This window comes from Amycolatopsis sp. NPDC051102 (assembly GCF_040682815.1).
Classification (GTDB): Bacteria; Actinomycetota; Actinomycetes; order Mycobacteriales; family Pseudonocardiaceae; genus Amycolatopsis.
The window spans coordinates 43,670-61,961 of sequence record NZ_JBFBBT010000037.1 but is presented as its reverse complement, the minus strand read 5'-3'; the positions used below and the strand labels follow the sequence as shown (position 1 = coordinate 61,961).

The window sequence follows — 18,292 nt, the reverse complement described above, 5'->3', positions numbered from 1 at the left end:
GGGGTGGCTGCACTTCTACAATCACCATCGACCCCACAGCTCAACCGGCGGCAAGCCACCGGTCACCCGGCTGACCAACCTCCCCGGACATCACATCTAGGACTGCGCGGTCCCAACCGCCGATAGTGCCCGGCGGCGGGGAGGGTGGGGGAGGGGCCCTCTTGGGACACCCCTGACCGGCCACCAGCGGGCGCCGCCGGATGGGGTGCGGCGATCCTGGTCGTTGGCGGCCCGAAGCGCGCGCGGACCCCGGCCTAGCTGCGGCGCGCGTTCTGCAGGGCCAGCCCGCGCGGCGTCGCCAGCCGACTCAGCAGGGCGAACGCGCCGTCGCAAACCAGGGCCAGCACCACCGCGGCCAGGCCGCCGGCGAAGATCTCGCCGTAGCCCTGGGCACCCACCGCGAAGCCGTCGACGATGTAGCGGCCCAGGCCGCCGCCGTCGTTGACGATTGCGCCGATTGCCACCGTCGCTATCAGCTGGAGGAACGACACCCGTGCGCCCGCCAGGATCACCGGGGAGGCCAGTGGGAGCTCGAGGCGCAGCATGATCTGCCACTCGCGGTAGCCCGTTCCGCGGGCCGCGTCGACCGTCTCCTGCTCCAGGGACACCACGCCCGCGTACGTGTTCGTGAACAACGGGGGCATCGCCAGTGCGACCAAGGCCAGCAGCAACGGCCAGAACGTCGTGTCCCACTCCCAGCGGCTGGCCAGGAACCAGAACAGGATGATCAACCCGAAACTCGGGATCGCGCGGCCGATGTTCACCGCGCTGGTCGCCAGGAACGCGCCGCGGCGGTAGTGGGCCAGCCACAGCGCTGCCGGGATCGTCAGCACCGCTGCGATCACCAGCGCCAGCAGGGAAAACCTGAGGTGCTCCACCGTCCGGTACGGCACGCCCGCGCGATCGGTCCAGCTCCAGCGGTTGGGGTCCGAGAGCCACGCGTTCAGCTGGTCGATGAAGCTCATCGCGCCTTCCGGGTCCAGGGCGTCAGCAGCCGCTCGCCGAGCCACAGCAGCAGGTCGACCGCCACCGCCAGCACCACCGACAGACCCATGCCGACGATGATCTCCGTCGGGTTGGGCGTGGTGTTCTGGATGCCGGCGCGGATGAAGTACCCGAGGCCGCCCAGGCCGAGCATGGACGTCACCGTGACCAGGCCGATCGTCGTCACCGCGGCCACGCGCAGACCGGCGATCACCACCGGCAGCGCCAGCGGCAGCTCGATCTGCCACAGCATCCGCGTGCGCGTGTAACCCATGCCGACCGCGGCTTCGCGGACCTCCGCCGGCACCTGGTCGACGCCGGTGACGATGTTGCGGACCAGGATGAGCAGCGTGTACGTCGCGAGCGGGATCATCGCGCTGGTGAACGTCAGCCCGAAGAACGGCACCAGCACGGCGAACGCGCCCAGGCTCGGGATCACGTACAGCGCGCCCGCGGTGCTCAGGATGAACCCGTACGACCAGCGGTAACGCAGCGACACCACCGCCAGCCCGATCGAAACGACCAGGCCGATGCCCAGCGCGGCGGCGGTCAGGGAGATGTGCTCGACGAGCCGGTCGACGATGGCGTCGGCGTTGCGGTCCACCCACCGCCACTGGAAGATCGGGGGGCCGCTGTCGGCTGCCCAGGGCGTCACCGCGGTCACGTGCACCGGCCGACCCTACCCCGATCGGGCGGCAAAATTCCGCAGGCTGGGAATTCGGGCCGGTTCGTCCCAACATGTGGATTTGTGTCGGTGGTCGGGGCTAGGGTCCTTTCGTCTGTTCGAGTGACGAGGGAGTGGGGATTCGTGCGCTGGTTCCGGAACGCGTCCGTGGTGGCGGTGGCCGTCGCGGCGACGCTCGGTTTGGCCGCCTGTGGTGGCAGCGACAGCGGTGACAAGCCCGCCGCGCAGGGCAAGGGCGGGGCGCCGATCGTCGTCGCGTCCTTCAACTTCACCGACAGCCAGATTCTCGCCGAGATCTACGCGCAGGCGCTGGAAGCGAAGGGCTACCCGATCACCCGCAAGCCGAACCTCGGCTCGCGGGAGCTGATCTACCCGTCGCTGAAGTCCGGCGAACTGCAGTTCATCCCGGAGTACCAGGGCGCGGCGATCACCACCGGCTTCGGCAAGGAAGCCGGGAAGACGGCGCAGGAGGAGCACGAGCAGCTGGCCAAGCTGTTCGAGCCCAGCGGCATCGGCCTGCTGAACTTCGCGCCCGCGGAGGACAAGAACACCTACATCGTCAAGTCCGACCTGGCCAAGGACAAGGGCATCGCGTCGATCAGCGACCTGAAGAAGCTCGACAAGGTCGTCATGGCCGGGCCGCCGGAGTGCGAGAAGCGCCTGCCGTGCTACCTCGGCTTCAAGGACGTCTACAAGCTGACGAACATCTCCTTCCAGACGATCCAGGAGGCCGGGCCGCGCGTCGAGCAGCTCAAGTCCGGGGCCGTCACGGTCATTCCGGTCGACTCGGTCAGCCCGCTGACCGGTGACTCGAAGTACACCGTGCTCAAGGACGACCTCAACATCGTGCCGACCGAGAACGTCGTGCCGGCGGTGAACAAGAAGGTGCTGGACGAGCGCGGCGCCGACTTCGCCAACGCGGTGAACGCGGTCAGCGCCAAGCTGACGACCGACGTGATGCGCGACCTGAACAAGCGCGTCGACTCCGACGGCGAGCGCGCCGAGGACGTCGCGAAGGACTGGCTGGCCCAGGCCGGTCTCTGACCCGGTTCGCCGGCCACCTCGGATTAGGTGGCCGGCGGCGGGCAGGCCGGACGAGTTCGGCCCAGCCTCGCCGGCGGCCCGAGACGGGGTGGCCGGCGGTCTTCGAGCGGTGACCTCGGTAGTGATCGCCGGCCCGGTCGTCAGGCCGTTCCGCGCGCCACCCACGCGCGGGCCGTCAGCGGGATCGTGCCGTCCGGCTTCGTCGGCAGCCGGCTGCGCAGCAGTTCGCGCAGCTGTTCCTGCCGGGCCTCGGGCAACGTCGCGAGGTACGTCGGCCCCGGGCCCTGGCGGCCGAGGAACGGCTGCCAGTAGTCGTCGAAGTCGGTGAACACCGTCGGGATCGTGAGCTCGCTGACCGACACCTCCGTCAGGCCGGCGTCCGTCCACAGGCGGCCGAACGGCTCCGGGCGGCACAGCGGGTACCGGCGGCCTTCGTGCAGCTCCGCGGCCTCCGGGTCGAGTTCGGCCGCCGCGTCCCAGAAGTACCTGAGCAGCTCCATGCCCTGCGCCAGGTCCCACAGGTAGGCCAGCGCCCGGCCGCCCGGCGCCGTCACCCGCTTGATCTCCGCCGCGGCCGCCGCCGGGTCCGGGACGAAGTTGAGGACCAGGCCGGAGACGACCACGTCGAAACGGTCGTCCGGGAAGGGCAGTTCGCGGGCGTCGGCGACGGTGAACGTCACCCGCGGATCGGGCACGCGCTCGCGGGCGGCCGCCAGGAATCCCTCGGACGGGTCGACGCCCGCGACCTCCATCGGGTCGGCCGCGGCCAGCACGGCCGCCGTCAGCGCGCCCGTGCCGCAGCCGACGTCGAGCCAGCGGCGGCCCGCCGGGACGTCCAGCTGCCGCACGAACGTCTCCGCGAGCCGGCGGCTCCACCGCCCCATGAATGCCTCGTACGCGTCACCCGACTGCCACATGGCACGCAGTACAGCACAAAAACCGCTGGTCAGCCGTTGGCCAGGTCGCCGGTCGCCGTGTGACCCGCCGACGTCGCGCGGCGCAGGAAGCCGGCGATCAGCTCGAGCTCGTCCTCGCTGTAGCCCGCGCACAGCTCGTCCATCGCCGTGTTCATCCCCGAGTAGAGCCGGAACAGCTCCGCGTTGCGGCCGCGGACCGCGCGCACCGCCACCGAACGCCGGTCGGCCGCCTCCGGGTCGCGCTCGCGGACGATCCAGCCGCCCTTCTGCAGCCGGTCGAGGATGCCCGTCATCGTCGCCGGGTGCAGGCCCGCGCGGCGGGCCAGCGCGCTCGGGCTCAGCGGGCCGTGCCGTCCGATCAGCTCGAGGCAGTCCAGGTCGACGTCCTTGAGCGCCAGATGCGCGCTGACCTGGTGGTTCAGCAGCGACAGCTGGTTGCGCAGCTCCCGCAGCGACTCCTTCACCGCGACCGTCGACCGGCGGTGCGCTCCTGGACCCATGCCCGGCAGCTTAACCGCCGGGAGGCGGTCCTCGGGCACGCGTGGAGGGCGCCCGCCGGTGGTGCGGCGCCCGGTGGAATCGTGGACCCTGATCTGTACGCCGGGAAGAGGAGTGAAATGGGAAAGGTCACGGCCACCGCGGAGCGCACGATCGACGCTCCGGCCGACAAGGTCCGCGCGCTCGTCGCCGACTACGCCGAAACGCGCCCCAAGCTGCTCACCGAGCACTACCGGGACTACCAGGTGACCGAGGGCGGCGTCGGCGCCGGGACCAAGGCGGCGTGGAAGCTGCAGGCGACGTCCAAGCGGGTCCGCGACGTCAAGGCCACGGTCACCGAGCCCCGGCCCGGGACGCTCGTCGAGACCGACGCGAACTCCAGCATGGTCACCACCTGGACGGTCACCGAAGCGGGTGACCGCAGTGTGGTGAAGATCGAGACGACGTGGGACGGTGCCGGGGGTATCGGCGGCTTCTTCGAGAAGACCTTCGCGCCGGGTGGGCTCAAGAAGATCTACGACGGCGTCCTCGAGAAGCTCGCCGACATCGTGTGACCGTGGCGCGAAGCGCCTTCGTTGAGGGTGGCGGTGGGGAAGAAGGTCGGGTGTAGCTCGTCACAATCGGAATCATCGCCCCGGTTAGCTGGTTGCATCAGGTGAATCCGGGGCGACTGCCCCGCTTCGAGACTTGGAGGAGATCCGACGATGAGCACGGCGACCGAGATCCGGCTGGCTTCGCGTCCGGAAGGCGTTCCGACGCACGACAACTTCGAAGTCGTGGACGTCGAGGTGCCGACGCCGGGGGAGGGCCAGATCCTGGTCCGCAACCTGGTCATGAGCGTCGACCCGGCGATGCGCGGCCGCATGAAGGACGTCAAGTCCTACGCGCCGCCGTTCCAGGTCGGCGAGGTCATGTCCGGCGGGGCGGTCGGTGAGGTCGTCGAGTCGAACGTCGACGACGTGAAGCCGGGCGAACACGTCCTGCACCAGGCCGGCTGGCGCACCCACGCCGTGCTCGACGCCGGGCGCTACGTCAAGGTGGACGCCGACGCCGCGCCGCTGTCGACCTACCTCGGCGTGCTCGGCATGCCGGGCCTGACCGCGTACGCGGGTCTGCTGGAGTCGGCCGAGTTCAAGGCGGGCGACACGGTGTTCGTCTCGGGCGCGGCCGGTGCGGTCGGCTCGCTGGTCGGCCAGCTCGCGAAGCTGAAGGGCGCGAAGCGCGTCATCGGCTCGGCGGGTTCGGCGGAGAAGGTCCGCCACCTGATCGACGACCTCGGTTTCGACGCGGCCTTCAACTACAAGGACGGCCCGGTCGCCGAGCAGCTGCACAAGGCGGCGCCGGAGGGCATCGACGTCTACTTCGACAACGTCGGCGGCGAGCACCTCGAAGCCGCGATCGACGCGATCACCCTGCACGGCCGGATCGCGATCTGCGGGATGATCTCCACCTACAACGACACCGAGCCGACGCCGGCGCCGCGCAACCTCGCGCAGGTCATCGCCAAGCGGCTCACCATCCGCGGCCTGCTGGTGCTCGACCACTGGGGCCTGCAGCAGCAGTTCGTCAGCGAGGTCGCGCCGCTGGTCAACTCCGGCGAGATCAAGTACTCGGAGACCTTCGTCGACGGCATCCGCAACGCGCCCGACGCGTTCCTGGGCCTGCTGTCGGGCGCCAACACCGGCAAGATGCTGGTCCGGATCGCGGACTAGAGGAGCTCGGCCAGCTCCGTCAGGGCCGAGATCGTGTACGTCGGCTCGGGTGAGCCGGGCAGCGGGCGGACGCCGGGCCGGGCGAGCAACGCCGTCCGCAGCCCGGCCGCCTGCGCGCCCGCGATGTCCCAGTCGTGCGCGGCGACCATCACGGCCTCTTCGCCGGGGTAGGCGGCCACGACCTGGTGGTAGGGCTCCGGCGCGGGCTTGAGCCTGCCGACCTGCTCGGCCGAGAAGATCCGGTCCAGCAGGGCGGCCAGCCCGGCGTTCTGCAGCTGCGCCTCGGCCGTGGCGAGCGGCGAGTTCGTCAGCGCGACGACGGTGTGGCCGGCTTCGCGCAGCTTCGCCAGGCCGGCTTCGACGTCCGGGTGGGCGGGGAGGCTTCGCAGTCCCTCGCCGACCTCGGCCAGGTCGATCTCCCGCCCGTGCCGGGCGGCGACCTCGATCGCGGCGTCGCCGGCGATGCCCGCGAAGTCGCGGTAGCCGCCGGTCGCCGTCACGGTCAGGACGGTGTGGATGGCCAGCCCGAACCACTCGCGCCGCAGCTCGGCGCCCCCGACGACGGCGTCCATCGGGCTGAGGTCGAGCAGGGTCTCGTTGACGTCGAACACGCACAGCACCCGATCAGTATTGCTCGGTCAACGCCCGGTGGTCGAGGCGCGCGTCGAGCTCTTCGGCCGCGATCGGCAGCGACATCTGGTCACGCATGATCGTGCCCAGCGACGGCAGGGTCGAGCGGTCCGGCCACGTTTCCGGCTGCCACAGCGATGACCGCAGGAACGCCTTCGCGCAGTGCATGTACAGCTCTTCCACTTCGACGACCACGGCCAGCCGGGGCCGCTTCCCCTGCACCACCAGCGAGTCGAAGAACGGCGCGTCCGACACCAGCTTCGCGCGGCCGTTCACCCGCAGCGTCTCGTTCATGCCCGGCACCAGGAACAGCAGCCCCGCGTGCGGGTTGTCGACGATGTTGCGGAAGCTGTCGATCAGCTTGTTGCCCGGCCGGTCGGCGAGGACCAGCGTCTTCTCGTCGAGCACCAGCACCGAGCCCGCCGGGTCGCCCCGCGGGGAGACGTCGCAGCTGCCGTCCGGTGCCGAGGTCGCCAGCAGCACGAACGGCGAGTGCGCGATCAGGTTCCGCGCGTGCTCGTCGATCCGGTCGATGACCTTCTGCTGCGTCAGCTCGGCGGCCTCGCCGATCACCGCCCGCAGTGCCTCGTGCGAGTCGACGACTGTCCCCTCGATGATCCCCATGCGCCCAACCTAGCGCGCACCACCGGCGATCCGGCCCACGATGGCGGCGCGCGCGGCCTCCGAGGACTTCCGCACCACCAGGTCCGTCGAATAGCCGTGCTTCACGAAGACGCCGTCGAGCTGGAACGTGCCGTAGCCGTGGGCCTGGGTGAACAGCTGCTCCATCAGCTCCAGCGCGGTCGCCGGGTCCGGCGCGACCGCCAGGCAGCGCAGCAGGAACTCGTCGGTCAGCCGCCGGGTCTGGTCGTGCAGGCCGGTGTGCTGCGGGCCGTGGAGGCCCTCGGCGTAGATCACGTTCATCCCGGCCCGGCGCTCGATGAGGTAGCGCGTGTACGCGCCCGCCGCCGCGGCCAGGGCGTCCACCGGGTCTTCGTGGGCACCGGCCGCGGCGGTGACGCGGTCGGCCAGCTGGCAGGCGACGTTGCCCGCCACCTCGGCCAGCAGGCTCTCCCGGGAGGCGAAGTGCCGGTAGGGCGCGCCGGGACTGACCTTCGCCCGCCGCGCGACTTCCGCCACCGAGAAGCCTTCGAGGCCGTGCTCGGCGATCAGGTCCAGGGAGACGCGCACGAGCTCGCCGCGGAGGTCGCCGTGGTGGTACTTGCCGCCCATGACCTGGCTCATATCTTTCGCTCGGAATATGTAAGAGACCTCTTACGTAGGCATGTATGAGACCTCTTACCGACGGTACTTGAACTTGGAGGGTTCCATGAGCACGACCACGCACGCCATCGCCGTCCCGGCGCCGGGCGCGCCGCTGGCGCCGACCACGATCGAGCGCCGTGACCTGCGTCCCGACGACGTGCTGATCGACATCGCCTACGCCGGCATCTGCCACAGCGACATCCACCAGGCCAAGGAGGACTGGGGCCAGGCGATCTTCCCGATGGTCCCGGGCCACGAGATCGCCGGCGTCGTCGCCGCGGTCGGCTCCGACGTCACGAAGTACCAGGTGGGCGACCGCGTCGGCGTCGGCTGCATGGTCGACTCCTGCGGCGAGTGCGAGTACTGCCTGGCCGGCACCGAGCAGTTCTGCGTCAAGGGCAACATCCAGACCTACAACGGCGTCGGCTTCGACGGCGAGAACACCTACGGCGGCTACAGCAACCAGATCGTCGTGAAGGACGCCTTCGTCTGCCGCATCCCGGAGGGCATCGAGCTCGACGTCGCCGCGCCGCTGCTGTGCGCGGGCATCACCACCTACTCGCCGCTGCACCACTGGGGCGCCGGCCCCGGCAAGAAGGTCGCCGTGATCGGCCTCGGCGGGCTCGGCCACATGGCCGTCAAGATCGCCGCCGCGATGGGCGCCGAGGTGACCGTGCTGAGCCAGAGCCTCAAGAAGCAGGAGGACGGCCTGAAGCTCGGCGCGAAGGACTACTACGCCACCAGCGACGAGTCGACGTTCGACGTCCTGCGCGGCAAGTTCGACATCATCCTCAACACCGTGTCGGCCAAGCTGCCGGTGGACGCCTACCTCGGCCTGCTGCGCGTCGGCGGCGCGATGGTGAACGTCGGCGCGCCCGGCGAGCCGCTGGCCTACAACGCCTTCTCGCTGCTCGGCGGCAACAAGGTGCTGGCCGGCTCCATGATCGGCGGCATCGCCGAGACCCAGGAGATGCTGGACTTCTGCGCGGAGCACGGCATCGGCGCGGAGATCGAGACCATCTCCGCGGACAAGGTCAACGAGGCCTACGAGCGCGTCGAGAACTCCGACGTGCGCTACCGCTTCGTCATCGACGCCAAGACCATCGGCGCCTGAGGAACAGCACGGCAACCGGTCAGAACACCACTGTCCGGTTGCCGTGCACCAGCACCCGGTTCTCCAGGTGCCAGCGCAGGCCGCGAGCGAGGGTGACTTTTTCGATGTCACGGCCCTTCCGGACCATGTCCTCGACCGAATCGCCGTGGCCGACGCGGATGACGTCCTGCTCGATGATCGGGCCGGCGTCGAGGTCCGCCGTCACGTAGTGGCAGGTCGCGCCGACCAGCTTCACACCGCGGGTGTGGGCCTGGTGGTACGGCTTCGCGCCGATGAACGACGGCAGGAAGCTGTGGTGGATGTTGATCGCCCGGCCGGCCCACTCGCGGCACAGGTCCGCGGGCAGGATCTGCATGAACCGGGCCAGCACCACCGCGTGCGGGTCGTGCTCGTCGACCAGCTTCCGGACCTGCTCGAACGCCGCCGCCTTGTCGCCGGGCGGGAACGGCACGTGGTGGAACGGGATGCCGTGCGCCCGCGTGATGTCGCCGAGGCTCTCGTGGTTGCCGATCACCGCCGCGATGTCGACGTCGAGCTCCCCGGAGGCGACGCGGCCGAGCAGGTCGTACAGGCAGTGCCCGGCCTTCGAAACGAGGATCACCGCGCGGCGCCGCTCGCCGGTGTCGCTGACCTGCCAGCTCGACTCGGCGGACAGGTCCGCGGCCACCTCCGCGAACCGGGTGCGCAGCCCGGCGGCGTCGAAGGGCAGCGAGTCGGCCCGGACCACCTGGCGGGTGAAGAACCAGCCCGTGTCCGGGTCGGTGTGGTAGGCCGCCTCGACGATCCAGCCGCCGTGCTCGGCGAGGAACCCGGAGATCCGGGCGATGATGCCGGTGCGGTCGGGGCAGCCGAAGGTGATGACGTAGCGGCGTTCGGGAGCGGTCACCCGGACATTCTCCCTTGCGCTGGTCAGAGGGCCGGGAGCCGGGCGGGGTACCCGCGGCCGCACCCGGCCGGACCCGGCAGCACGACGGCGCAGACGATTTCGCCGGCACCCTGGGTGAACTCCGGGGGGAGACGGGTCTTCGGAGCTTCTTCGAGGGCGGATTCGGCGTCGAGGCGGTGGATCGCCGTGGCGTGGGCCAGCCGCGGGGTCCACGACGATTCCGGGTTGCGTGCCAGGGCTTCGCGCAGGGCGAGGCGCTGGCCGTCCCACCACCCCAGGACGTCTTCCCAATCCGCCGGCGGCACCGGCGGCACGGGCCGCTCCAGCACCAGGCCGATCGCCGCGCAGTGCACGGAAGCGATGTGCGTCACCAGGTCATGGACAGTCCAGTTCGGACAGTTCGGCACCGGTGCCGCCGGGCCGGCCGCCAGCGCCGCCCGCTTGAGCCCGTCGGCGTGGACGTCGATCGCTTCGAGCATGGGCCGACCGTAGCCGCCGCCCGGCCTCGATGGCGAACACCAAACCCAGGCCCAGGCTGAAGGACAGCAGCAGGCCCTTGGCCGGCTCGTCGGCGAAGGCCGCTCCGCCCGCGAGGCCGATCAGCACGCTGTAGACCGCCCAAATCGCCGCGCCGGCGGCGTCGAGCGGCACGAACCGGCGCAGCGGGTAGCCGAGGCTGCCGTTGGCCAGCGCGCTGGCGACACGGCCGCCGGGCAGGTAGCGGGCCGCGACGATCAGCAGCCCGCCGTTGCGGCGCACCTGGTCGAGGGCCCATTCGTAGCGACGGCGTCCCTCGGGCCCGCGCTGCAGCCGCGCGAGGGCCTGCGGCCCGGCGGCCCGCCCGACGGCGTACCCGAGGCAGTCGCCCGCCCACGCGCCCCCGGCCGCGACGGCGGCGAGCAGCACGAGCCGCGCCGGATCGGGCCCGAACAGGACGGCGACGGTGACGACGGTGGTCTCGCTGGGCATGAAGGGCAGCAGCGCGTCCAATCCGGACACCGCGAAGACGAGCACCCACAGCCACGGCGAGCCGAGCGCATCGCGCAGCAGCTCGGTGACGTGCCCCAGGAGTTCCACGGCTCAATGGTGATCACCGAAGGTCACCTGTGGGTGACGCAGCGGGGGTGACCCGGTGAACGTTCAGGCGGGGGCGACCGCATCCCACGGCACGGTCAGCTCGCCGAGGCGGATCCGGGACGGCGGGCCCAGCACCGGCCAGCTCCGCGCGGCCAGCAGCCGGACCGTCTCCAGCCAGCGGGACCGCACGCCGAACGCCTGGTGCGGCGCGGCCGTCGCCCAGCAGGCGTCCAGCTCGGACAGCAGCGAGTGGACGCGCTCACCGGGGACGTTCCGGTGGATCAGCGCCTTCGGCAGCCGCTCGGCGATCGTCGACGGCTTCTCCAGGCCCGCCAGCCGCATCGAGAGGGTCAGCGACACCGGCCCGGCCCGGGAGACGAGCACCCACGTCGACAGCCGGCCGATCTCGTCGCACGTGCCCTCCACCAGGAGGCCCTCGGCGGGCATCGAACCCAGCATCAGGCCCCACGCGCCGGGCACCTCGTCCTCCGCGTACTGCCGCAGCACGTTGAACGCCCGCACCAGCACCGGCCGCGTCCCGGCCAGCTCGAAGCCACCCCGGCGGAAGTCCAGCAGGGGCGGCGACGCGGCGGGCAACGCGGCGGCCACCCGCACCGGATCCAGCTCCAGGCCCAGCACGCGGACGTCGGGGCGGACCCGGCGCAGCCAGCGCGCCAGCTCGACCGTCGTCACCGGGGAAGCGCCGTAGCCGAGGTCGACGACCAGCGGCGAGGAAGCCGCCCGCAGCAGCCGGGACGTGGCCGGCGCGGACGCGATCCAGCGGTCGACCCGGCGCAGGCGGTTGGGGTTGGTGGTGCCACGGGTCGGCGCGCCGACCGGGGTCAGTTTGCTTCGGTGAGCCACTTCGCCGTGAATTCGGCTTCGCGCTCCAGCAGCTTCGTGACCTGCTCGGCGATCACGCTCTCCAGCTTCCCGCCGAACAGCGGGATCCGGACGGTCACCTCGCCGCTGGTCCGGTGCACGGTCGTGCCGCCGTTGGCCAGCAGCGCCGTCCGCGCGCTGATCTCGCCGGGGACGCCGCCGACCTCGACGGTCGCGTTGCCCTGGTGGCCGGTGCCGTCGTTGCTCACGCGCCAGGTCTGCGTGCGCGTCACCAGCAGGTCGCCCTTGTGCAGCGTCCGCACCGCCTGCGGCAGCTTGTCCGCGCTGATGCCCTGCCGCAGCTGGTAGCGCAGGTCCGTGCCGGACACCTCGTACGACAGCAGGGCCGCGTTGTCCCCGCCGAGCTGTTCCAGGCGGGCCCGCAGCGCGTCCTCGCCGGCGACGGCCGCGTACGTGGACGCGACGTCGGCGGCGAACTCAGCACGGTGCTCGATCCGGGATCCCATGGACCGAACAGTACCGTCAGGCGGGTGGACACCCGTACTTCCGAACTCCCGAAGCTCGCCGCGTACACCACGCTGCGCCTCGGCGGCCCGGCCCGCCGGTTCGTCAGCGCCGTGACCGGCGAAGACCTCGTCGCGGCGGTCCGCGAGGCCGACGCCGCGGGCGAGCCGGTGCTGCTGCTCGGCGGCGGCTCCAACCTGGTGGTGGCCGACGCGGGGTTCGACGGCACGCTCGTCGCGGTGGCGAACACCGGCTGGCGCCGTGACGGCGACCACGTCGAGGTCCAAGCCGGCCAGAACTGGGACGCCTTCGTCGCCGGCCTCGTCGAAGCGGGCCTCGGTGGCCTCGAGTGCCTGTCCGGCATCCCCGGCAGCGTCGGCGCGACGCCGATCCAGAACGTCGGCGCGTACGGCTGCGAGGTCGCCGAGTCGATCGTCTCGGTCGAGCTCTACGACCGCGTGACGCGCGAAGTGCGCACGCTCAAGGCCGACGAACTCGGCTTCGCCTACCGCACCAGCATCCTCAAGGGGACCGACACCGGTGTCGTCCTCTCGGTCCGCTTCGAGGTCCGCGAAGACGGCCTGTCCGCGCCCATCCGCTACGCCGAGCTGGCGCGCACGCTCGGCGTTGAGATCGGCGCCCGCGTCCCGGCCGCCGAAGCGCGCGAAGCCGTCCTCAAGCTGCGTCGCGGCAAGGGCATGGTGCTCGACCCGGACGACCACGACACGTGGAGCGCCGGCTCGTTCTTCACCAACCCGATCGTCCCTTCGGCCGACGCCGAAGCCGTCCTCGCGCGGATCACGGAGGTCGTCGGCGCGGAGGTGCCGCAGTACCCGGCCGACGGCGGCGTCAAGCTGTCCGCGGCCTGGCTGATCGAACGCGCCGGCTTCGCCAAGGGGCACCCCGGGCCGGGCCACCGCGTCTCGCTGTCGACCAAGCACACCCTGGCGCTCACCAACCGCGGCGACGCGACGACGGCGGACCTGCTCGCCCTCGCCCGTGAGGTCCGCGACGGCGTCCAGGAGCGCTTCGGTGTCCGGCTGCACCCTGAACCTTTGCTGATCAACTGCGTGATTTGAGCCGAATCGGGCAACCCGTCCGTGTCTGGGACGTCTTTGTCGACAAAGGCGGCGTCACCTGAGCGGTCGGGCTTTCCCGGCCGGCGGGTAACGTCAACCGGGCTACCAGCGCTAAAGGGCGTGTGCCCGCTGGTCGGCGGGGGATTTCGGGAGGTTGCGGTGATCGAACGGCGTACGGTCTTCAAGGCTGCTCTGGCGGCTGGGGCCGCACTGGTCGCCGCGGCGTGCTCGAGTGAGAACGGCGGCAACGCGCTGCCCACCGGGGCGGCAGGCGCCGACGGCGAGGGCGGCACACAGCCCGTGGCGAAGATCACGGCCGAGCCCGCCGCCGACGCCAAGGACGCCCCGGTCCTCAAGCCCGTCGTGCTGAAGGTCGCCGACGGCAAGCTGACCGAGTGCAAGCTCGGCGCCGAGGGCGGCAAGGATGTCAAGGGCGACCTCTCGCCGGACGGCCTCACCTGGACCAGCTCCGAGCCGCTCGGCTACGGCAAGACCTACACCTACGCGGCCAAGGCCACCGGCTCCGACGGCAAGCCGGTCGAGTTCAAGGGCAGCTTCACCACGGTCAACCCGGCCAAGCAGGTCCGCGCCACGCTCAACCCGGCCGACAACCAGACGGTCGGCGTGGCCATGCCGATCAGCGTCAAGTTCGCGTCGCCCGTCAAGGACCGCAAGGCGGTCGAGAAGGCCCTGTCCGTGAAGACGGACAAGGAGGTCGAAGGCGCCTGGGGCTGGCTGTCCGACAGCCAGGTCGACTACCGGCCGAAGGAGTACTGGCCGCAGAACATCACCGTGCACGTCGAGGCGAAGCTCTACGGCGTCGAGCTCGGCGGTGGCGCGTACGGCAAGGCCGACGTCACGACGAAGTTCAAGATCGGCCGCAACCAGGTGGTCAAGGTCAACACCCCCGAACACCAGATGCACGTCTACCGCGGCGGCTCGCAGGTCAAGAGCTACCCGTGCGCGAACGGCCTGGACGCCGAGGTCGACCGCAACACCCCGAACGGCACCTACATCATCATGAGCAAGGAGCCGACGGCCGTCTTCGACAACGCCCGCTACGGCTACACGAACGTCAACAAGAAGTGGGCCTGCCGGTTCTCCAACCACGGCGAGTACATCCACGAGAACCAGGACAACGCGGCCAACATCGGCAAGAACAACAACTCCCACGGCTGCGTCAACCTGCTGGAAGCCGACGCCAAGGACTACTTCGACTCCGCGCTGGTCGGCGACCCGGTCGAGATCACCGGCTCGAAGCTCGGGCCGCCGATGGCCTCGGACGTCAAGGACTGGAACTACAGCTGGGCGGCCTGGCAAGGGCTGGGTGCGAAGTAACCCGTGCGCACCGAAGTCGTCGGGCACGGCGGAGTCCGCCTCGGCCTGCGGGTCGCAGGAGCCGAAAACAGCAGGCCGATCGTGTTCGTGCACGGCTGGGCGCAGTCGGGCGGCTGCTGGGCCGCGCAGCTCGCCGATCCGGCGCTGACCGAGCGGTTCCGCCTGGTCGCGATGGACCTGCGGGGACACGGCGCCTCCGACGTCCCGGCTTCGGGGTACGACGACCCGCAGGTCTGGGCCGACGACCTCGCCGCGGTGCTCGACTTCGCCGGCCCGGACGCGATCGTCGTCGCCTGGTCCTACGGCGGCCTGGTGCTGACCGACCACATCCGCGTGCACGGCACCGCACGGCTGCGCGGGCTCGTGCTCGTCGGCGCGATCACCGAACTCGGCCGCGACCGGCCGGGTGGGCGCGTCGGCACGCTGATGCGCGAGCACATGCGGGCGATGCTTTCCGACGATCCGGACATCGCGGTGCCGGCGCTCACCGCGTTCAGCCGCGGGATGATGGCCGGCCCGGTGCCCGGCGCGCAGGTCCAAGCCCTGCTCGGCGCCTCTCTCAGCGTGCCCCCGTCGGTCCGCTCGGCGCTGGTCCGCCGGGACGTCGACAGCGAAGAAGTGCTGGTCAGCATCGACAAACCCACCCTGGTCGTGCACGGCACGGCCGACCGCGTGATCGAGCCCTCGGCGGCCGAACACGCCCTCGGGAAGATTCCGGGTGCCGTCGGGCGTTGGTTCGTTGACGGGGGGCACGCGCCCTTCGCCGAGTCCGCGGCCGAGTTCGACGCGGTGCTCCGGCAGTTCGCCGAGGAACGCTGAAGTACGCAGGAGACGTGACCAGGTGACCAGCAACATCCGGAGGTTCCGGGCTGTGCCGCGCCGGATCGCGGTGCTGTCCGTGCACACTTCCCCGCTCGAACAACCCGGGACAGGCGACGCCGGCGGATTGAACGTCTACGTCAGCCAGACCGCGACCGAGATGGCCCGCCGCGGCGTGGAGGTCGAGGTGTTCACCCGCGCGACCGCCTCCGGCCAGCCGCCGGTGGCCGAGCTGGCGCCCGGGGTGACCGTGCGGCACGTGCAGGCCGGCCCGTTCGAGCCGCTGGGCCGCGACGAGCTGCCCGCCCAGCTGTGCGCGTTCACCTCCGGCGTGCTGCGGACCGAGGCGTTCCACGAACCCGGCCACTACGACCTCATCCACTCGCACTACTGGCTCTCGGGCCAGGTCGGCTGGCTCGCCCGCGACCGGTGGTCGGTCCCGCTCGTGCACACCGCGCACACACTGGCGAAGGTCAAGAACGCCGCGCTCGCCGAGGGTGACAAGCCCGAGCCGCGCACCCGCGTGATCGGCGAGGAGCAGGTGGTCGCCGAGGCCGACCGGCTGGTCGCCAACACCGCGGTCGAGGCGCGGCAGCTCATCGAGCTCTACGGCGCCGAGCCGGAGGCGGTGCACGCCGTACCGCCGGGCGTCGACCTCGAACGCTTCACGCCGGGCTCGCAGCACGAGGCCCGCGTCGCCCTCGGCCTGGCCGACGACGACGTCGTGCTCGCTTTCGCCGGGCGGATCCAGCCGCTGAAGGCGCCGGACGTGCTGCTGCACGCCGCGGCCGCGATGCTGCGCCGGCGGCCCGAGCTGGCCGCCCGCCTGGTCGTGCTCGTCGTCGGCGGGCCGTCCGGGACCGGGCTGGAGCAGCCGCAGGCCCTGCGTGAGCTGGCCGTTTCGCTGGGCATCGAGCCGCAGGTCCGGTTCCTGCCGCCGCAGCCGGGCGAGGCGCTCGCCCGGGTGTTCCGCGCGGCCGACGTCGTCGCGGTGCCGAGCTACAACGAGTCGTTCGGCCTGGTCGCGCTGGAGGCGCAGGCCTGCGGGACGCCGGTGGTCGCGGCCGAGGTCGGCGGGCTGCCGGTGGCGGTGCCGCACGGCGTCTCCGGGCTGCTGGTGCCCGGGCACGGCGCCGACGAGTGGGCGGACGCGCTGGCCGCGGTCGCGCTGCGCCCCGACCGGCGGGCCGAACTCGCCGCCAACGCCGTCGTGCACGCGCGCCGGTTCTCCTGGCGCCGCACCACGGACGCGCTGCTGGACATCTATGCTCAGGCCACCAGCGCGTTCACCCGCGCGCTGGACCTGCGCACGGAGGTGGCGGTGTGAGCCTGGACGAGCTGATCCAGTCTACTTTGGACTCCGCGGAGCTGAAGTACGACAAGCGGGGTCCTGGCAAGTACTTCGTCACGCTGCCGGGCACGAAGAAGCTGCAGACGAACGCGTGGCTGGTCGACGGCGACCACGCGTTCTCCGTGGAAGCCTTCGTCTGCCGCCGTCCCGACGAGTCCCATGAGGACGTTTACCGGTTCCTGTTGCAGCGCAACGCCAAGCTCTACGGCGTGCACTACACAGTGGACAGTCTAGGGGACATCTACCTGGTCGGCCGGTTCGGCCGGGACACGCTGACCGCCGACGAGCTCGACAAGGTCCTCGGCCAGGTGCTCGAAGCGGCCGACGGCGACTTCAACACGCTGCTGGAGCTGGGCTTCGCGACGTCGATCAGGCGCGAGTGGGACTGGCGCGTCTCCCGCGGCGAGTCGCTGGCCAACCTCCAGGCGTTCAAGCACCTCGCCGCGCCCGGGCAGCCGCACGAACCGGGCTTGACCGAGTCGTGACCAGCGCCGTGCAACGGCGCTGAACCGCGCATCCGTCTCCTCGCCAGGCGAAACTGGAGGGAGACGCAGGATGCGGATTCGATGGAGAGCCGGGCTGGCGGTCGCGGCGGTGGCGTTCGCGCTGGCCGGGTGCTCGGCGGCGGGAAACGGCGCATCGTCCACGGCGGACAGTGCCGGGACGGGCCCGGTCCCGGCCGCGCCACAGCAGGGCAACGGCAAAGCCGGCTCGGAAAAGGTGGCCCCGCCGCAGGCCGGGGCCACCGATCGCAAGCTTTCGCGCAGCGCCCGGCTCGAACTGACCGCCACCAAGGTCACCGACGTCGTCGCGCAGGCCCGCGGGATCGCGCAGGGCGCCGGCGGCTACACCGGGCAGGAGAGCACCGGCGACGAGTCGGCGACGCTCAGTCTCGCGGTACCCGCGGACAAGCTCGACGGCGTGCTCGACCAGCTCTCGCACCTGGGCACGCGCCTGGTGAAGCGCGAGCTGAACACCCAGGACGTGACCGAGCAGGTCGTCGACGTCGAAGCGCGGCTGGCGACGCAGCGGGCGTCGGTGGAGCGGATCCGCGCGCTGCTCGGGCGGGCGGCTTCGGTGTCGGAGATCGCGTCGGTCGAGAGCGAGCTGACCAGCCGCGAGGCGACGCTCGAATCCCTGGAGCAGCAGCGGAACTCGCTCGCGGGCAGCGTCGCGATGGCGACCGTCGCGATGACCGTCCGCAGCGTCGCCGCGCCGCCCCCGCCCGGCGAAGACCACAGCGGGTTCTTCGGCGGGCTGGCCGGCGGCTGGCACGCGTTCCTGATCTTCGGCGGCGCCCTGCTGACCGTGCTGGGCGCGATCGCGCCGTTCCTGCTGTTCCTCGTGCCGCTGGGCTGGCTCGGCTGGTGGCTGCACCGCCGTCGCCGGATCGCGGCGCCGGAGCCGGGCGAGAGCTGAGCGGAACAGGCGGGACGGCTCGAGGGAGGGGGGAGTCGCGATCTCGAGCCGCCCCGCTGAAGTTCCCGCCGATCAGGACCCGGTGACGAGGGGGGTGCCAACGGGGCCGGGCGGGCCGCGGCTCGG

The 18,292-nt window shown here is 71.3% G+C and carries 22 protein-coding genes; 10 read left to right on the top strand and 12 right to left on the bottom strand.

All coding sequences use genetic code 11. The features are described from left to right. Nucleotides 1-254 precede the first annotated feature (254 nt). Both AB0M93_RS46965 and AB0M93_RS46960 read right to left on the bottom strand, forming a co-directional pair. A complete protein-coding gene (locus tag AB0M93_RS46965; RefSeq protein ID WP_364287454.1) occupies nt 255-965 on the bottom strand; it encodes an ABC transporter permease in 711 nt (236 codons plus the stop codon). Then, on the bottom strand, nt 962-1,654 hold the full coding sequence (locus AB0M93_RS46960; RefSeq protein ID WP_364287451.1) for an ABC transporter permease: 693 nt from the start codon (nt 1,652-1,654) through the stop codon (nt 962-964). Before AB0M93_RS46960 ends, AB0M93_RS46965 begins: the two co-directional genes overlap by 4 nt. Before the next feature lie 138 nt (nt 1,655-1,792). On the opposite strand from AB0M93_RS46960, the gene AB0M93_RS46955 reads away from it, so the two are divergent. Further along, entirely contained in the window at nt 1,793-2,713 is a 921-nt protein-coding gene (locus AB0M93_RS46955; RefSeq protein ID WP_364287448.1) for an ABC transporter substrate-binding protein, read from the top strand. A 140-nt stretch (nt 2,714-2,853) separates the two neighbouring features. Here the strand turns inward: AB0M93_RS46955 and AB0M93_RS46950 are convergent, their stop codons facing one another. Both AB0M93_RS46950 and AB0M93_RS46945 read right to left on the bottom strand, forming a co-directional pair. After that, nucleotides 2,854-3,630: a methyltransferase domain-containing protein gene (locus tag AB0M93_RS46950; RefSeq protein WP_364287445.1), complete on the bottom strand. Its 777-nt coding sequence runs from the start codon at nt 3,628-3,630 to the stop codon at nt 2,854-2,856. Nucleotides 3,631-3,659: 29 nt separating this feature from the next. Then, nucleotides 3,660-4,130, bottom strand: a complete 471-nt coding sequence (locus AB0M93_RS46945) for a MarR family transcriptional regulator (protein WP_364287442.1) — start codon at nt 4,128-4,130, stop codon at nt 3,660-3,662. 117 nt (nt 4,131-4,247) lie between these two features. On the opposite strand from AB0M93_RS46945, the gene AB0M93_RS46940 reads away from it, so the two are divergent. Both AB0M93_RS46940 and AB0M93_RS46935 read left to right on the top strand, forming a co-directional pair. Next, entirely contained in the window at nt 4,248-4,682 is a 435-nt protein-coding gene (locus tag AB0M93_RS46940) for an SRPBCC family protein (RefSeq protein ID WP_364287439.1), read from the top strand. A gap of 150 nt (nt 4,683-4,832) precedes the next feature. Beyond that, the gene (locus tag AB0M93_RS46935; RefSeq protein ID WP_364287436.1) at nt 4,833-5,840 is read left to right on the top strand and encodes an NADP-dependent oxidoreductase; all 1,008 of its coding nucleotides are present in this window, start codon (nt 4,833-4,835) and stop codon (nt 5,838-5,840) included. Here the strand turns inward: AB0M93_RS46935 and AB0M93_RS46930 are convergent. The 3 genes from AB0M93_RS46930 to AB0M93_RS46920 are packed head-to-tail and all read right to left on the bottom strand — an operon-like array spanning nt 5,837 to nt 7,715. Further along, on the bottom strand, nt 5,837-6,460 hold the full coding sequence (locus AB0M93_RS46930; RefSeq protein ID WP_364287433.1) for a haloacid dehalogenase type II: 624 nt from the start codon (nt 6,458-6,460) through the stop codon (nt 5,837-5,839). The genes AB0M93_RS46935 and AB0M93_RS46930 overlap by 4 nt on opposite strands. A 4-nt stretch (nt 6,461-6,464) precedes the next feature. Continuing rightward, a complete protein-coding gene (locus AB0M93_RS46925) occupies nt 6,465-7,094 on the bottom strand; it encodes a pyridoxamine 5'-phosphate oxidase family protein (protein ID WP_364287430.1) in 630 nt (209 codons plus the stop codon). A 9-nt stretch (nt 7,095-7,103) separates the two neighbouring features. Further along, complete coding sequence (locus tag AB0M93_RS46920; RefSeq protein ID WP_364287427.1) at nt 7,104-7,715, bottom strand: helix-turn-helix domain-containing protein; 612 nt, start codon at nt 7,713-7,715, stop codon at nt 7,104-7,106. Nucleotides 7,716-7,800: 85 nt separating this feature from the next. On the opposite strand from AB0M93_RS46920, the gene AB0M93_RS46915 reads away from it, so the two are divergent. After that, nucleotides 7,801-8,850 (top strand): NAD(P)-dependent alcohol dehydrogenase, encoded by a 1,050-nt coding sequence (locus tag AB0M93_RS46915; protein ID WP_364287424.1) that lies wholly within the window; start codon nt 7,801-7,803, stop codon nt 8,848-8,850. A 19-nt stretch (nt 8,851-8,869) separates the two neighbouring features. Here AB0M93_RS46915 and purU read toward each other — a convergent pair whose 3' ends face one another. From purU to AB0M93_RS46890, 5 genes are all read right to left on the bottom strand, one after another. Beyond that, entirely contained in the window at nt 8,870-9,736 is an 867-nt protein-coding gene (gene purU / locus AB0M93_RS46910) for a formyltetrahydrofolate deformylase (RefSeq protein ID WP_364287421.1), read from the bottom strand. A 23-nt stretch (nt 9,737-9,759) separates the two neighbouring features. After that, entirely contained in the window at nt 9,760-10,215 is a 456-nt protein-coding gene (locus tag AB0M93_RS46905; RefSeq protein ID WP_364287418.1) for a maleylpyruvate isomerase N-terminal domain-containing protein, read from the bottom strand. Further along, nucleotides 10,112-10,813 (bottom strand): VTT domain-containing protein, encoded by a 702-nt coding sequence (locus tag AB0M93_RS46900; protein WP_364287415.1) that lies wholly within the window; start codon nt 10,811-10,813, stop codon nt 10,112-10,114. The genes AB0M93_RS46905 and AB0M93_RS46900 overlap by 104 nt, the downstream gene beginning before the upstream one ends. A gap of 63 nt (nt 10,814-10,876) precedes the next feature. Next, nucleotides 10,877-11,677: a class I SAM-dependent methyltransferase gene (locus AB0M93_RS46895; RefSeq protein ID WP_364287412.1), complete on the bottom strand. Its 801-nt coding sequence runs from the start codon at nt 11,675-11,677 to the stop codon at nt 10,877-10,879. Further along, nucleotides 11,656-12,162, bottom strand: a complete 507-nt coding sequence (locus AB0M93_RS46890) for a DUF2505 domain-containing protein (RefSeq protein WP_364287409.1) — start codon at nt 12,160-12,162, stop codon at nt 11,656-11,658. Before AB0M93_RS46890 ends, AB0M93_RS46895 begins: the two co-directional genes overlap by 22 nt. A gap of 24 nt (nt 12,163-12,186) precedes the next feature. Between AB0M93_RS46890 and AB0M93_RS46885 the strand changes: the two genes are divergently transcribed. From AB0M93_RS46885 to AB0M93_RS46860, 6 genes are all read left to right on the top strand, one after another. After that, entirely contained in the window at nt 12,187-13,239 is a 1,053-nt protein-coding gene (locus tag AB0M93_RS46885; RefSeq protein ID WP_364287406.1) for a UDP-N-acetylmuramate dehydrogenase, read from the top strand. A gap of 159 nt (nt 13,240-13,398) precedes the next feature. Further along, nucleotides 13,399-14,577, top strand: coding sequence for an Ig-like domain-containing protein (locus AB0M93_RS46880; RefSeq protein WP_364287403.1), 1,179 nt, complete (start codon nt 13,399-13,401; stop codon nt 14,575-14,577). Nucleotides 14,578-14,580: 3 nt separating this feature from the next. Next, the gene (locus AB0M93_RS46875) at nt 14,581-15,396 is read left to right on the top strand and encodes an alpha/beta hydrolase (RefSeq protein ID WP_364287400.1); all 816 of its coding nucleotides are present in this window, start codon (nt 14,581-14,583) and stop codon (nt 15,394-15,396) included. A 22-nt stretch (nt 15,397-15,418) separates the two neighbouring features. After that, entirely contained in the window at nt 15,419-16,723 is a 1,305-nt protein-coding gene (gene mshA, locus AB0M93_RS46870; protein ID WP_364287397.1) for a D-inositol-3-phosphate glycosyltransferase, read from the top strand. Then, complete coding sequence (locus tag AB0M93_RS46865) at nt 16,720-17,232, top strand: YbjN domain-containing protein (RefSeq protein ID WP_364287394.1); 513 nt, start codon at nt 16,720-16,722, stop codon at nt 17,230-17,232. The genes mshA and AB0M93_RS46865 overlap by 4 nt, the downstream gene beginning before the upstream one ends. Nucleotides 17,233-17,302: 70 nt before the next feature. Beyond that, entirely contained in the window at nt 17,303-18,166 is an 864-nt protein-coding gene (locus AB0M93_RS46860) for a DUF4349 domain-containing protein (RefSeq protein ID WP_364287391.1), read from the top strand. Nucleotides 18,167-18,292 lie beyond the last annotated feature (126 nt).